Annotated in this window: 13 protein-coding genes; all 13 read right to left on the bottom strand. The window is 36.9% G+C overall.

Translation table 11 applies throughout. The features are described from left to right. Nucleotides 1–255: 255 nt before the first annotated feature. Nucleotides 256–1167, bottom strand: coding sequence for a diacylglycerol kinase (locus MKY02_RS02495; RefSeq protein ID WP_038178667.1), 912 nt, complete (start codon nucleotides 1165–1167; stop codon nucleotides 256–258). A 234-nt stretch (nucleotides 1168–1401) separates the two neighbouring features. Beyond that, nucleotides 1402–1962: a thioredoxin family protein gene (locus MKY02_RS02490; RefSeq protein WP_038178669.1), complete on the bottom strand. Its 561-nt coding sequence runs from the start codon at nucleotides 1960–1962 to the stop codon at nucleotides 1402–1404. A gap of 104 nt (nucleotides 1963–2066) precedes the next feature. Next, nucleotides 2067–2966: an acetamidase/formamidase family protein gene (locus MKY02_RS02485; protein ID WP_076035153.1), complete on the bottom strand. Its 900-nt coding sequence runs from the start codon at nucleotides 2964–2966 to the stop codon at nucleotides 2067–2069. An 86-nt stretch (nucleotides 2967–3052) separates the two neighbouring features. Next, entirely contained in the window at nucleotides 3053–4480 is a 1428-nt protein-coding gene (gene gatB, locus MKY02_RS02480; RefSeq protein WP_053418878.1) for an Asp-tRNA(Asn)/Glu-tRNA(Gln) amidotransferase subunit GatB, read from the bottom strand. Nucleotide 4481: 1 nt separating this feature from the next. Further along, on the bottom strand, nucleotides 4482–5945 hold the full coding sequence (gene gatA / locus MKY02_RS02475) for an Asp-tRNA(Asn)/Glu-tRNA(Gln) amidotransferase subunit GatA (RefSeq protein WP_340710571.1): 1464 nt from the start codon (nucleotides 5943–5945) through the stop codon (nucleotides 4482–4484). Between the two features lie 22 nt (nucleotides 5946–5967). Further along, nucleotides 5968–6261 (bottom strand): Asp-tRNA(Asn)/Glu-tRNA(Gln) amidotransferase subunit GatC, encoded by a 294-nt coding sequence (gene gatC, locus MKY02_RS02470; protein ID WP_038178678.1) that lies wholly within the window; start codon nucleotides 6259–6261, stop codon nucleotides 5968–5970. 287 nt (nucleotides 6262–6548) lie between these two features. Next, nucleotides 6549–7691 carry a CamS family sex pheromone protein gene (locus MKY02_RS02465; RefSeq protein WP_038178679.1) on the bottom strand — a complete coding sequence of 381 codons (1143 nt, stop codon included), beginning with the start codon at nucleotides 7689–7691 and terminating at the stop codon, nucleotides 6549–6551. A gap of 14 nt (nucleotides 7692–7705) precedes the next feature. After that, complete coding sequence (gene ligA / locus MKY02_RS02460) at nucleotides 7706–9712, bottom strand: NAD-dependent DNA ligase LigA (protein WP_038178681.1); 2007 nt, start codon at nucleotides 9710–9712, stop codon at nucleotides 7706–7708. 22 nt (nucleotides 9713–9734) lie between these two features. Further along, on the bottom strand, nucleotides 9735–11981 hold the full coding sequence (gene pcrA / locus MKY02_RS02455; RefSeq protein ID WP_038178683.1) for a DNA helicase PcrA: 2247 nt from the start codon (nucleotides 11979–11981) through the stop codon (nucleotides 9735–9737). 52 nt (nucleotides 11982–12033) lie between these two features. Beyond that, a complete protein-coding gene (locus MKY02_RS02450; RefSeq protein WP_038178684.1) occupies nucleotides 12034–12720 on the bottom strand; it encodes a heptaprenylglyceryl phosphate synthase in 687 nt (228 codons plus the stop codon). Between the two features lie 210 nt (nucleotides 12721–12930). Then, nucleotides 12931–13251: a YerC/YecD family TrpR-related protein gene (locus MKY02_RS02445; RefSeq protein ID WP_038178690.1), complete on the bottom strand. Its 321-nt coding sequence runs from the start codon at nucleotides 13249–13251 to the stop codon at nucleotides 12931–12933. A gap of 21 nt (nucleotides 13252–13272) precedes the next feature. Further along, the gene (locus MKY02_RS02440) at nucleotides 13273–14316 is read right to left on the bottom strand and encodes a DUF3048 domain-containing protein (RefSeq protein WP_246832153.1); all 1044 of its coding nucleotides are present in this window, start codon (nucleotides 14314–14316) and stop codon (nucleotides 13273–13275) included. 11 nt (nucleotides 14317–14327) lie between these two features. Further along, nucleotides 14328–16058 (bottom strand): adenine deaminase C-terminal domain-containing protein, encoded by a 1731-nt coding sequence (locus MKY02_RS02435; RefSeq protein WP_076035156.1) that lies wholly within the window; start codon nucleotides 16056–16058, stop codon nucleotides 14328–14330. Nucleotides 16059–16184 lie beyond the last annotated feature (126 nt).

Genomic DNA, 16184 nt, shown 5'->3' with positions numbered 1-16184 from the left:
CTTAACCAGATTAGTTTCTTCTCATGTGTTTTATACATAGCGCACTCTCCCTTACTTATTATTATACCCATAGCAACCGGTATTCTAACTTCCGAACGTGACAGATTTATCACGTATTCATGTTCAAAATATGATAAAAGAATGTTCAAAATGTGAATTGATATTTATCTTGAGCAAAGAATTTGCATTTCACGTTTTAAATAAAAGAAAAGACTAGAAAGCAGCATGGCTTCTAGTCTTAAAACATTCATTATATTATGGTCTATCTTGTTCTCTAATATCATCAATTGGTACAAAGACTTCAATATGTCTTTTTAAATTTCTAAATTCAGCAGGAATATCTCCACCGTATTCACCATCTAAATTTAACTGTACTACTTCATCCGAAGTCACTTTCACATGACTAGCCTTTGCATGGATAACATGTGGGTCTTTAAAATGTTCCCCACGAACTGCAAGTGAAACAAGTTTGATAAAATCAGCGATATTACATTTTTTCAAAATAAACATGGAGAAGTAGCCATCATTAATACTTGAGTTTGGTGATAATTTTTCAAATCCGCCTACTGAGTTTGTTAAGCCGATTAAGAACATCATTGCTTCATCTTCAAATACTTCTCCATCGTATTCAATACGCATTTTAGAAGCTTTTATAGACGGTAGCATCTCTATTCCTTTTAAATAATAAGCCAGTTGTCCAATAATTGTTTTTAGCTTACTAGGTACTTCGTAAGTCAGTTCAGTAATACGACCGCCGCCAGCAATATTGATAAAATGACGATCATTCACTAATCCTACATCCACTGGAATAGTATCACCTTTAATAATAATATCTACAGCTTGCTTTATATCTCGTGGAATATGTACCGCACGTGCAAAGTCATTTGTTGTCCCCATCGGTATTAACCCAATTTTAGGTCTCTCTTCAAACTCACTAACCCCGGCGACAACTTCGTTTAATGTCCCATCTCCACCTACAGCAATGATCACATCAAATTTACGCTCAACCGCTGCCTTTGCAGCAGTAGTTGCATCGCCTGCACAGGTAGTAGCATGACAAGAGGCTTCATAGCCGGCGACTTCTAATTTTTCTAATACTTCAGGTAGATGCTTTTTGAAAATTTCTCTACCCGATGTGGGATTATAAATGATTCGTGCTCGTTTCATATCATTACCTTCTTTGCTCTACAATTTTCTAATTATGTTAACGGAAAAATTCTGTGGAATGTTCCCAAAAGTACTTAAGGCTCAAAATAGGCTGTCTCAACGTTTATATTAAATACGTTAGGCAGCCCTTTATTTTTTGTAATGTGATATCAAAATTCCAATTTGATGCCATCCAAATATGAAAAGCTTTCAATCCCATTATACAGAATCATCCTTATTGTGCAAATGACGGTTTTATTTTAAAGTGTCTGTTATAACTTTACGGAAATCATCATACACCCAGCCCCAAAACTCTTCATTTGAAGCATTCTCTTCAGTAATACCTGCGAATAATTCCTTTTGTTTCTCTGTAAATGTTGGATCATCCTGTGAAGGTAGTTTGGCTTTGTTTGCTAACACATATTCTTGTAATTGTGGTGCACGAGGTCCCCATTTTCCAATCACTTCTCCTGCTTCACTTAAAATAATATAAACAGGAATAGAGCGACCACCATTTGTTAAATATTGATCCATTAACTCTAAATTTTGATCACGGTAAACACAACGCATTTCTAAATTAGCTGCCTCTGCAATTTTACGGATGATTGGATTGTTCATCATCGCATCACCACACCAGTCTTCAGTTATCGTTAGAATATGTGGTTTTTTAGATGCAAGTAATGAAATAAACTCTTCATCCTCAGGCAGTTGGTAATTATTATAAACTTTAAAGCTGTTATCCTTATGCGTTGTCATACTATCCATATAATCTTGAATTGAAATTGCTTCGTCAAAATATTGTTGTTCAGTTTTCATATGTAAAACCTCCTTGAAAATAGTGTAAATGTTTTATGAATTTTTGGCAAAGTTCTAAACATGCATATCTCAAATAAGATGTTGTTACTCCGCTACTACTCGTTTTAAATTAACTTTGTATTATATTGAGTTAGTATTGATTTTGATAAAACGAAGCGCACTGTCATGAGTGGATCGACTATCTGGCAAATTTCAATTTGACCAGCCGCACTTAATAACATGGTAACTTCGGCTAGTGATCGTCCTGTTTTTTGTACAATTCTATTAGCCATTAACTCCGTTGCAAGTCTGCTTGCTTCATCTAATGTTTTGGCAGAAGCAATTTGTGTAAACACTTCTTCATTTTCTAGTAAAGGTTGTTCTATTGTCTCTCCTTTTAACACCTCTAATGTAACTGTCGCTGCTCCTTCTACTTCAACACCCGTAACACCAATTTCCCCATCACCCATTGCAGCATGGAAATCACCAAGACCAAATAATGCACCTTCAACGAAAACAGGGAGATATAAAATTGCGCCCTCTGTAATCATTTTATTATCCATATTCCCCCCATGTGGGCCAGGTGTGCCACAATTAATTGCTTCTTCTTTAGGTGCAACACCGATAACGCCAATCATCTTATTAATAGGTAATTTAATGTCGTTTAAGAACACATGGTCATCTTTTATCGGCAAAATTTTGATCGTCGATTCAGTCAAACGATGTCCTAATGTACCTTCATTTGGCAAGGTCATCATCACACCTTGTGAGCCGATTTCAATTTTATCAATTTTGACTTTTAAAATGTCCCCAGGCATCGCTTCTTCAATATAAATAGGCCCAGTTGCAGGATTCGTTTGATCCCATGCTAATTGTTCTATCTTATCCGCCTCAGATGTCACTTGATTTTGAAAGCAATCGAAAGTTTCGATACGAATTGTTGTACCTGATGAAATCATTTTAATAGGCTCGTGATTTTTATCAAAAGCATAAATGATGCTTTCAGAACGACTAAGTGTTTCCATATGAATGCCCCCTTACTTTTTCTCTACTATAGCAAAAAAAGACTGCTTGAGGCACGGATGCCCAAGCAGTCTTTGAAAGTTTTAAATTAGCGTTTGTTGATTTCTTCAAGAAGGATTTTGTTAACCATTGGTGGGTTAGCTTGTCCTTTAGTTGCTTTCATGATTTGACCTACTAAGAAGCCAATTGCACGATCTTTACCGTTTTTGAAGTCTTCAATTGATTGTTGGTTGTTGTCCAAAGTTTCTGTAACAATTTTAAGTAAAGCTGTTGGATCAGAAAGTTGAACAAGACCTTTATCTTTAACGATTTTTTCTGCATCGCCACCGTTTTCAACTAGCTCTTTGAAAACTTTTTTAGCGATTTTAGAAGAAATTGTACCTGCAGAGATTAATTTAACCATACCTGCTAGTCCTTCTGGTGTTAAAGCAGTATCTTTTAATTCTTTTTGTTCTGCATTTAAGTAAGCAGATACTTCACCCATTAACCAGTTAGAAGCAAGTTTAGCGTCTGCTCCAGCCGCTACTGTTGCTTCAAAGAAATCTGCGATGTCTTTTTGCAATGTTAAAACGCCTGCATCATATGCTGTTAAGCCTAGTTCTTCAACATATCGAACTTTACGAGCTGCTGGTAATTCAGGGATTTCATCTTTTACGCGTTGTAACCATGCATCGTCGATTACGATATCAACTAAGTCTGGCTCTGGGAAGTAACGGTAATCGTCCGCGCCTTCTTTTACACGCATAAGGATTGTTTTACCTGTTTTTTCATCGAAACGACGAGTTTCTTGCTCGATGACACCGCCGGCATTTAATACAGCTGCTTGGCGTTTTTCTTCAAACTCAAGACCACGGCGAACGAAGTTGAATGAATTTAAGTTTTTCAATTCAGTTTTTGTACCGAATTCATCTCGGCCGTATGGACGGATTGAGATATTGGCATCACAACGAAGTGAGCCTTCTTCCATTTTACAGTCAGATACACCTGTATATTGGATGATTGATTTGATTTGCTCAAGGTAAGCGTATGCCTCTTCTGGAGTACGGATATCTGGTTCAGATACGATTTCCACAAGTGGTGTACCTTGACGGTTAAAGTCAACTAGAGAGCTGTTTTTACCATGAGTAAGTTTACCCGCATCTTCTTCCATATGAAGACGAGTAATACCAATACGTTTTTTCTCACCGTTTACTTCAATATCAACCCATCCGTTTTTACCGATTGGTTTATCAAATTGTGAAATTTGGTAAGCTTTCGGATTATCAGGGTAGAAATAGTTTTTACGGTCGAATTTAGTATGTTGTTCGATTTCCATATTAAGTGCTAGAGATGCACGAATTGCGTAATCTACAACGTTTTTGTTTACAACTGGTAAAACACCTGGGTAACCTAGGTCAATTACTGTTGTGTTTGTATTTGGTTCAGCACCAAAGTGGTTTGGTGAACCAGAAAAGATTTTAGAGTTTGTTTTTAACTCTACGTGTACTTCTAAACCAATGACTGTTTCAAAGTTCATGTTATTTTACCTCCCAAATTTGAGGAGTTTCTTTGTGGAATTCAGTTGCTTTTTCGAAAGCATCTGCCACACGGTAAATTGTAGTTTCGTCGAAGTATTTACCAATAATTTGTAAACCAAGTGGTAGACCATCTTCAAATCCACATGGAATTGAGATAGCTGGTACACCTGCTAAGTTAATAGGAATCGTTAAAATATCGTTAGCGTACATTGTCATAGGATCTTCAACATTTTCTCCAATTTTGAATGCTGGAGTTGGAGTTGTAGGCCCTAGAATTACATCAAATTCTTCGAAAACTTTATCGAAATCTTCTTTGATTAATGTACGAGCTTGTTGTGCTTTTTTGTAGTAAGCATCATAAGTACCTGCACTTAATGAATACGTTCCAAGCATGATACGACGTTTTACTTCATCTCCGAAACCTTGAGCACGAGTTTCTTTGTAAAGTTCTTCTAGGTTTGTAACGTTTTCAGCGCGGAAACCGAAACGGATACCGTCAAAACGTGATAAGTTTGAAGATGCTTCAGAAGAAGAAAGGATGTAATATGCTGCTAATGCATATTTTGAGTGAGGAAGTGATACTTCTTCCCAAGTTGCGCCTTGAGCTTCTAATACTTTAAGTGCATCAAGAACTGATTGACGTGCCGCTTCTCCAACACCTTCACCTAAATATTCTTTAGGTACAGCGATACGAAGACCTTTCACATCACCAGTAAGAGCTTCTACAAAGCTTGGTACTTCAACGTTTGCTGAAGTTGAATCGTTAGCATCCACACCTGAGATTGCTTCAAGTAATAATGCATTGTCTCGTACATTACGAGTAATTGGACCGATTTGATCAAGTGAAGAAGCGAATGCTACTAAACCGTAACGAGATACACGACCATAAGTTGGTTTCATCCCAACAACACCACAGAATGAAGCTGGTTGACGAATTGAACCACCTGTATCAGAACCTAATGAAAATGGTACTTCTCCTGCTGCTACAGCTGCTGCTGAACCACCTGAAGATCCACCAGGTACGCGGTCAAGACTCCATGGGTTACGAACTGGTTTGATGCCTGAGTTTTCATTTGAAGAACCCATTGCAAATTCATCCATGTTCAATTTACCGATTGTTACCATTCCAGCTTCACGTAATTTATTGACAACCGTTGCGTCATAGATTGGGTTGAAGCCTTCTAGAATTTTACTTGCACAAGTTGTTTCTAAGCCTTCAGTAACGATATTGTCTTTAACACCGATAGGTAGACCGAATAGTGGTCCTCTTTCTTCAAAAGGAACTACATCCATTTCTTTTGCTTGTGCTGTTGCTTTTTCTTCATTTAATGCTAAAAACGCGCCTACTTCACCATCTAGTGCAGCTACACGTTTGTAAGCTTCTTCTGTTAAGTCAGCGATTGAGATTTCTTTTGTTTTTAAAAGTTCTTGTAACTCTTGTGCTGATTTTGTAAACAATGTCATATGTGGCCCTCCTTACTGACTATTATTCTGTAATGATTGGTGGTACTTTAACTAAACCGTCTACATGTTCTTTTACGTTTAACATCATAACTTCACGATCTAAACCTTTCACTGCAACGTCTTCACGTAAAACGTTTACAAGTGGTAAGACATGTGTTGTTGGTTCAACATTAGTAGTATCTAATTCATTAAGTTGCTCTGCAAATTTAGTAATCGCACCTAATTGTTGTGCAAACTTTTCAGCTTCAGCTTCTGTAATAGCTAGACGAGCTAAGTTAGCAACGTGCTTAACTTCTTCTTTTGTAATATTCGCCATTCTTCACACCTCCGAATTCAATAACCATACCGATAATAATATCATTTTTAGTAATATTTATGCAAGGCGATACTTTTCGCTAAAGTGACGCCAAACGCTTGAAAATAAAGGCTTTTCTTTCCTTTATTATCAACCTTACTATCCTCATAATTCATTATAGCAAAATGAATAGAGATAATTGACTACCTTCAGATTATACAATTTATCGACACAAATAAGTATGATTTTCATACTTTCTACTAAAGTAAAAGAGTGCGACAGATTTGTCGCACTCTTTCTATTAAAAACTAATCATTATATATATGAACATATGGCTCACTTGAATTAGCTTCTTTTACTACTAATGCCTCTGGTCCGTTGACAGAAGTTACATTAACTTCGACCTTTAATCCTTTAGGGAATTGATCAATTACTGCACCAGCCATGAATTGTGTGAAACCAACAATTTCAGAAGTACCGTAAAATTTAATTGGAATATCTATGTTTAACTTTTTAATTTTATTATCTTGATAGAAGCCTGTTCCAATAACATTTGTATAGTTAGAGAAGTACTTTTCAATATCTTGTTTAAAGAATTTAAAATATTGATTCATTTCACGGTAATTTTCTTCACTATCATTTGTTGGGAACAACACATATTCCTCTTTAATCGATTTCCACTCTGAGATTTTATTAGATCCCTCATCTACAATACCGTAAGAGATATATGTACCTGGAACAATGGAGCTACGACTTTGCTGTTTAAATAGTCCAACAACCATTGGCACATTTTCTAGTCCCTCTTTTTGACGTAATCGTTGGATGATTTGAGCAGCAATTTTTTCACCCTGTTTTGTTAATGCCTGTTCAGGTATTTGTTCTTCATATGTTGCACCATAATCTTCTTTTTGATAATAGTAAATAGAGTTAAGAGCCAAACCGATTGAAACACCAGCAAGCTTCACTTTATTTTTCCCTGCTTTTTCAAGATAGTTTTGTTCTACGATATGCGCCAAATAGATAGGAGCCTTTTTAGCACGTTCTGTTGGCGACATACTCTTGTTAGTAGCAGGGTTTAAACCATCATCTGTTTGGGAACTACGCGCAAGCCATGAAGAGGCAGTTTCCTTATCAATATACTGCCCCTCTTGGAAAAAGTACTTTCCTGGGTCAAATGCGTTTTGAGATAAGCGTAATAGTCCACTTTCTGCTTCAGTAATATCATATTTCGAATAAATGTTTGAAACAATCAAACCTCTACTTGCACTTGCTTTATAAGGTAAAAGAGTACGATAGTATTGGTCATCAATTTGCATATTAGGAATGATCGTTGCTTCTTCCTTGTCTTTAGCATCGCTTTGTACTACTTCCGTGTCATTCTTTAATGATGGAACGCAACCTGCAAGCATGGTGACAACAATCATCGCCGGTATCCAGCGAAGTCGTTTCATGATCTTGATCTCCTTTACACAGTTAATTCTTGAAGAAGGCGGTTTTCATCCCAAACTTCAATGCCAAGTTGTTCGGCTTTTGCTAGTTTGGAGCCTGCTTCTTCTCCGGCGATTACTAGGTCTGTTTTTTTACTTACACTTCCAGTAACTGTACCGCCTAACTGTTCTATTTTCTCTTTTGCATCTTGTCGTGTCAATTGTTCTAATTTACCGGTTAAAACAACTGTTTTTCCTGAAAATATACTCTCTATGTCAGTAACATTTACTTTTTTACCTTTAAAGTCCATGTTCACACCTGCATCAGAAAGCCTTTGTATCAATGCTTGAACTTCTTCATTCTCAAAATAAGAAAGCAATGATTCGGCCATTTTCTCACCAATATCATTTACATTCACAAGTTCGTTTGTTGTTGCTTTCATTAAATTCTGCATAGAACCAAATTCTTCAGATAATACGCGCGCTGCTTTTGCACCAACGTGCCGAATACCTAAGCCAAATAATAAGCGCTCCATTGAATTTTCTTTCGAGTTTTCAATAGCTGTCACTAGATTATTTGCTGATTTTTCGCCCATACGCTCTAATTGAACTAAATCTTCTACTTTTAATTTATATAGGTCTGATACATCTTTTACGAGATCAGATTTTAATAATTGCTCTACAACTTTTTCACCGCAACCATCGATATTCATGGCATTTCGTGAGACAAAATGAGCCATACCTTCTGAAATTTGAGCGAAACATTGTGGGTTTACACAGCGAAGTGCTACTTCACCTTCTAAACGTATAAGCTCACTATCACAAGCTGGGCAATGTGTTGGCATTTCATAAGGAACCGAATCTTCACTACGTTGATCAAACAATACGGATACAACCTCAGGGATGATATCACCGGCTTTACGGATAATAACTTGATCTCCGATTCGGATATCCTTTTCGCGAATAATATCCTCATTATGCAATGTTGCACGCCCAACAGTTGTCCCTGCTACAAGAACTGGTTCTAGTATAGCTGTAGGGGTAACAACACCTGTACGACCAATAGTCAAATCTACGTCTAAAACTTTAGTGACTACCTCTTCAGCTGGGAATTTATATGCGATAGACCAACGTGGACTTTTCGCTGTGTAACCTAACTCCTCTTGCTGGTCATAACGGTTTACTTTAATAACGATTCCATCAATTTCGTAAGGTAATTCTGGACGTTTTTCAGTCCACTCTTCGATATAAGCCATTACTTCTTTAATATCCTTGCATGCTCTGCGTTCATGATTTGTATGGAATCCTAATGTATCCATGTAATCTAATGCTTCACTATGACTGTCTAAATTGTAAGCCTCACCGCTACCTCCAATAGCATAAATGAAGGTCGATAAATTACGACTCGCTGCAATTTTAGGATCTAGTTGACGAAGTGATCCAGCAGCTGCATTACGAGGGTTTGCAAATAATTCTTCGCCCTTTTCAGCACGTGCTTTATTTAAATTTGTGAAAGAGCGTTTTGGCATATAACATTCTCCACGTGCTTCAATGGAAACGGATTCTTTTAAACGCAACGGAATAGAACGAACCGTTTTTAAGTTTTCTGTAATATCCTCACCAATTTGACCATCACCACGTGTTGACCCTACAACAAAAACGCCATTTTCGTACCGAAGCGAAATCGCTAAACCATCGATTTTCAATTCACAAATATAATTAAAATTGTCACCGATAATAGTGCGAGCTCTACGATCGAAGTCATTCAAGTCTGCTTCGTTAAAAGCATTCGAAAGACTAAGCATTGGATAGTCATGTGTAACCTTGCGGAAACCTTGTAATATTTCCCCTCCTACTCGTTGTGTAGGTGAGTCCGGATAGATTAAATCCGGATTTTCTTGTTCAATTGCAATTAGTTCATTTAATAATTGATCGTAAATTGCATCTGGAACAACCGGTTTATCCAGCACATAATAGGCATGTCCATATTCATGAAGAAGATCATTGAGTTCAGCTACACGCTTTTCCAGTTGTATTTTGTCCATTCATTCTCCTCCGCAACTGCTCCTATACTTTTTCGATAGGCGCAAATTTTGCTAATAATCGTTTAATACCTGTTGGGCTTGGGAATGCAATATCTAACTCAACATTTTCTCCTTCACCACGGACACTAACAACTGTACCTACACCCCATTTTTTATGAGATGCTTTGTCGCCAGAAGCCCAGCCAAGCTTTTCTCCACCAGATTGTGTATAAGCAGGTTTTGTCACTACTGTACGAGTTGTCTGTGCTGTTGATGTAACAAATCCAGACTGACGTGGTGAACGTCCAGCACTTGCACTACTATTGCTATTGTTAGCAGAAACATCTTCAATAATTCCATTATCAATTTCCTGTAAGAATCGCGATGGATTGTTATAGCTGCTACGTCCGAAAATAGTACGCGATTGTGCACAAGTTAAGAATAGTTTCTGCTCAGCACGTGTGATACCTACATAAGCAAGTCGACGCTCCTCTTCCATTTCATCTTCATCTTGCAATGAACGTGAGTGTGGGAAAATATTTTCTTCCATTCCGATAATGAACACGACTGGGAATTCTAAACCTTTTGCAGAGTGCATTGTCATTAATACGATGCTACCTTTAGACTCATCCTCTTTATCAAGTGAATCAATGTCTGCTATAAGTGCTAAATCAGTTAAAAAGGCAACAAGCGTTTTATCATCACTTTGAGCTTCAAATGCTTTTGTAACTGTTAAGAATTCATCGATATTCTCTAAGCGGCTTTCTGCTTCAATCGTTTTTTCCGTTTTGAGCATCTCACGATAGCCTGACTTTTCGAGTACTTGCTCAACTAGTTCTGTCACAGACAAAAATTCCTGCATTCTCGTAAAGTCCGAAATCATAGCATGGAATTTTGCTGCTGCGTTAGCTGCTCTTGCAGGCAAGCCCATAAAATCAACTTCTCTTAATGCATCAAAAATAGAACGATCTTGTTCGAATGCAAATTGTGCCATACGATCAAAAGAAGTCGCACCAATACTACGCTTTGGTTCGTTAATAATTCGCGCTAAAGATAAATCATCATCATTATTAGCAATTAAACGTAAGTATGCTAGTAAATCCTTTATCTCTTTTCGATCATAGAACTTCGTACCACCAACAATTGTATAAGCCATGTTCGACTTCACAAGTACTTCTTCCATTGCACGTGATTGTGCATTTGTGCGGTAAAGAATTGCAAAATCATCGAGTGAACGATTCTCTTTTAACATTATTTCTTGAATTGTTTGCACGACAAATTGTGCTTCTTGTTTTTCGTCATAAGAACGAGAAATAGCAATTTTCTCACCTTCAGCATTTTCCGTACGAAGTTCTTTTGGATAGCGGCTTGAGTTATTTTTTATGACGTCATTAGCCGCTTGAAGGATGCGTGCAGATGAGCGGTAATTCTGCTCTAACATGATTGCTTTTGCTTTAGGGTAGTCCTTTTCAAAAGATAAAATATTTTGAATATCTGCTCCGCGCCAACGATAAATGGATTGGTCAGAGTCACCAACAACACAAATGTTTTGGAATTTCTTCGCTAGCATTTGAACTAATTGATATTGAGAATGGTTCGTATCTTGATATTCATCCACGTGAATATATTGGAATCGATTTTGGTAATATTCTAGTACTTCAGGTACCTGTTGGAATAGACGAATAGTAATCATAATTAAATCATCAAAATCTAACGATTGGTTTTTTCGCAAGCGTCTTTGATAACTTTCATATACATCTGCCACAGTTTTTTCATATGGGTTTGTTGAGCTCACTTGCGCTTTATATGTTTCAACATCGATACATTCGTTTTTCGCAGAACTAATCGCATTTAACATAGAGCGTGGATCATGACGTTTAGGATCTATGTTTAACTCTTTCAAAACGTTTTTAATTACCGTTAATTGATCCGTTGTATCTAGAATGGAGAAGTTTTTGTTGTAGCCAATACGATCGATATCACGGCGCAAAATTCGAACACACATTGAGTGGAATGTAGATACCCACATTTGAGCACCCGTGCCGTTGCCTAGTAAACCATCGATACGTTCTCTCATTTCACGAGCTGCTTTATTCGTGAATGTGATGGCTAATATTTTCGAAGGATACACCTTTTTTTCAATTACTAAATACGCAATACGATGAGTTAGTACTCGCGTTTTCCCTGATCCAGCTCCGGCCATTATTAGCAATGGACCTTCTGTTGTTTTCACAGCTTCTGCCTGTTCAGGGTTCATTCCTTTTAATAAATTATTCGTTAGTTGTTCCATAACGCACCACCTTTTTACAATACAAACATTTGTTCTTGATTATACTATAGTTTTATAATTCTTTCACGGCTTTTACTGTACTAAGCGCCGCTTTTAAATCTTCATAAATAATATTGCCAATTACGACGGTATTAGCTGATTGAGCCATTTCCTTTGCTTGTTCAGCGTTGGAAATCCCTCCACCGTAAAATAATCGTGTATTTTCTAGAACTGCTTGAACATCTTTTACTATATTAGGATTCCCGTAAATGCCACTATATTCTAGATAAAAAATAGGTAAATTGAACAGATTTTCAGCCATTCTTGCATAAGCAACTACGTCTTCTGCATCTAACTCAGTATTTGCCTCCGTCACTTTTGCAGCTTTACAATCTGCATTTAATATGCAATAGCCTTCTGCAAAAAGCTCATCCCACATCATGATATCGCCGTATTCTTTAATCGCTTGATGATGTAAATCTTTTACCCATGTGGTGTTACTACTATTTAATACTGTTGGTATAAAGTAATAATCAAAGCCTGGTGTAACAGATTCTAAATTAGAAATTTCTAAAACAACTGGCACTGTAAAACGACGTATTCTTACCAATAAATCTAATACATTATCGATTGTCACATTATCTGTACCACCAACAATTATTGCATCTGTGCCTGATTCGCATATCTGCTCTAGCACTTCATCTGTCATTGGTTTTGCCGGATCAACTTTAAATACATGACGCCAATTTTGAAACTCCATTTTAACCCACCTATCTGTAATATTAATATCTATTTGATTTAATCAAAGAGCAACCAAGTTTTTCTCTAATTACCAGTATACATTAGTCAAACGTGCTCTCCATTGAATATTCGTAAAGGCTAGAAAGAATTTATCTGGAATTTATTTCACAAGAAAAAAACTGAACAGACATCTGCTCAGTCGGTTTCATTATATTTGCTAAACAACTTCTCAGTCTTTAGGAGCTAGAAAAGGTTTTTCATCTGGATAAAGGCGACCAAGCATTTCATCGTATGTATCATTTCCGTAATCGAAACAACGACGTACACGAGAAATTGTTGCTGTAGAAGCACCTGTTTCCTTTTTGATTGTTTCATACGTTTTTTTCAAGCGTAATAAATGCGCTACTTCAAAACGTTGTGCTAGAGATTGGATTTCACTTATTGTACATAAATCATCAAAGAATTTATAGCATTCTTCTATGTCATTTAACTCCAAAACCGCTTTAAATAGTTGTTCTGTTTGATGACCTTTAATTTTTTCAATTTGCATGCTTCATTCCCCCTTTCCTCATTAAGGTTCATATGTGACCGCTTTTGCTAATCCAGGATTGGAAGGTACGAGATGAATCCATGACTTACCAGGCACTAATTTGACAGGCTGATCATCTGCATATGGCGCTAATACACCATCTACATTTCGCCATTCGATATCTAACTTTTGCCCAGCTTGAAAGACATAACCATTTCCACCTGAAGTTAAATCTAGCGCTTGACGTCCCTTTTGATCAACAGTACTTTGATTCACTTCAAAGAATAATACATTGGCAACTTGTACAGATTCATCGTTTAATAAATCCTTTGTAACAACGCCGCCAGATTGACGTTCATATAATTTACTGTCTTCATTAAAAGTATATGTGTTATGGAATTGTTCATCAACACCAAAACGAATATCTACTTTTGCAATATACTTTTCTATTTTAACATCTTCAGCAGACTCATAAAAAGAGAAAGGTACTTTTTTGTGCATTTTTAATGCAGCCCCTACCTTTTCAAATCCTAACTTTACATTTTTTTCTGAAATATAGGAGTTGTGTGGTGCTACTCGATCAGTTGAACGTTTAAATAATGAACCATCATATTGCATCCCATTAATATTATCTACTACACCAGCACTTAGCATCCTTCTCGCCTCTGGACTATATCCATGTGCAATATAAAATGCATCTAAACCTTTTGCTAGATCCACAAAATAATCTCTTGCACTTCTTATCGGCCCCATATTCTCAGGCAACTCACTTTGGAATACTGCAAGCAAACGTGTAATATTTCCTTCAGCTACCATCTCATAAACTAGGTCAGCCGATGTTAGACCAGATTGAGGACGTGCTTGCGGATGATTATTAATCGTCACCATCACAGGACGCATCTTTGGTTTTTGCTCTACTTCTAATCCAGTAAACGGTGTGAAATAAGTCTTTTTCTCAACTTCTACTTCCGCTTGTACTTCTGTTTTTTCTGGTTCCTTCTTTACTTCTTTTTCTTCTTTCTCTTTAGAACATCCAACCAATAAAACGCCTAGTACTAGTAATCCCACCATCAACTTCTTTTTCAAAAGACTTCCTCCTATCTCATAACGGACGGGAATAGAACGGTTTTCTTCATCACATCGAAAATACCGCGTTGAGTAATCCGAATATAAGGTAAATGTGTAGATTGTAAAAATAGCAAAGTATAAATAGCATCACCAAGATGATAGCCTCGCTCTTGTAATGCCTTCTTTAGAGCTAATTCTTGCTCTATTAATACTTCAACAGGCTCAGCGGATAATCCTCCTCCAATTGAAAGTGGTAAGCTTTCTAAAACTCGTCCATTTTCAACAATTACGATACCGCCCTTCATTTTTTTCATTTCATTAAAGGCTATTAACATATCTTTTGTATCTTTTCCTATTAAAATTATATCGCCAGTACTTGAATAAGAGGATGCAAATCCTTGGAGATGTGTCGCGAAACCTTTTATCAAAGTATTTACACGCCATTTTCCATTTTTATCCACTAACATTAAATAGCATTCATCGTGGTCCGTGTGAAGTTTACCTTCATTCGTATGAACTGATACGCTATATGGTTTTGTAATAACATCATTTACCAATTGAATTCCAAATGGCATCGAAAATTGGAAGTCATCATCAGATAAGTCAAATTTCAAGTCGAGAGTGCCCATTGCCGTCCAATCGATAGTTGGTAGAGTGAATTCCTTTTTATTGTCTCGTTTTAACCAAACACCTTTTGATAATACACTGACTGGTACTGGATTAAATTCATTTTCTAAAAAGTTCAGAGTAGCATACCGTCCTGTTGCAATAAGTCCGTGTAAATTACTCATATTATAGTAGCGCGCAACATTGTAAGATGCCATTTGATAGGCATCAATCGGTGCCACACCCGCATCAAGGGCTACTTGAATGCATTTGTCCATCACACCATCTCTATGGAATGAAGGTGTAGCACCATCTGTTGTCATCATTAAGTGATCAAAAATATTCAATTTCTTCTCAACAATATCATTCAAAAGTATTGGTAAATCTGGACGGATGGATGAATGACGTAAAGTCACTGCATATCCATGTAAAATGCGATTTTCCACTTCTTTTAAAGTCATTGATTCATGGTCCCCATCAGCACCAAATAGTTTCATACGAGCCAATGTTCTTTCAGATGCACCCGGTAAATGTGCTTCAATTTTTTTGCCATGTGCTTTTGCGAGTTTTAGCCAATACAGCATTTGGTCATCGCCTGCAAGTAATCTTGGCCAGCCTGTTAACTCCCCACCTAGCATGACATCTGTTCGTTCAAGCCAATCATTAATTGCTTTTGTCGTAAATAAATCATGTTCATTTTCAAGCTCCGTTTGCGAATCAAATCGCGCCCACCAGTAAAATGAGAACGGTAGCTGCTTTAATTGTTCTAAAATTGAAAACGCTTTCTTGTTTTTAATTGCTAAAAATAGCATTAAGTTGTCGGATAGAAACGTCGTCGTTCCACGTTGCGCTGCATAATCCGCAAAGGATTGGGGATTATAAAGCTGAAATGGATGAACATGTGGTTCAATGTAACCTGGAACAATCGTCTGTCCCTCAGCATCAACAATCTCTGTTGTCGCTGTGTTTGGAGGCATTTTAGACCCTGCGTATATAATACGATCTTTATCAATCCAAATATTCCCCTGGATCCATTGTTTATATATGCCATGTAAATAACGCGCGTTTTTAATTACTAAATTAGGTGCTTCTTTACCATCAATGATGGCTATTTGTTGACGGATTTGACTGATTTTCCATGAAGGCTCTGGCATTACATCCATCTCCTTTCGCTTTTCTTTATTATTTATATGCTCATTAATGTGATTATTTAATTTATGTCAAAAATAGGATTTAATACTGTTTTGTCATTATTGAATTATCGTATCACAGCACTTTAG

This window comes from Viridibacillus sp. FSL R5-0888, from assembly GCF_038009105.1.
GTDB classification, from domain to species: Bacteria; Bacillota; Bacilli; order Bacillales_A; family Planococcaceae; genus Viridibacillus; species Viridibacillus arenosi.
This window is presented reverse-complemented; position numbering and strand designations above follow the sequence as displayed.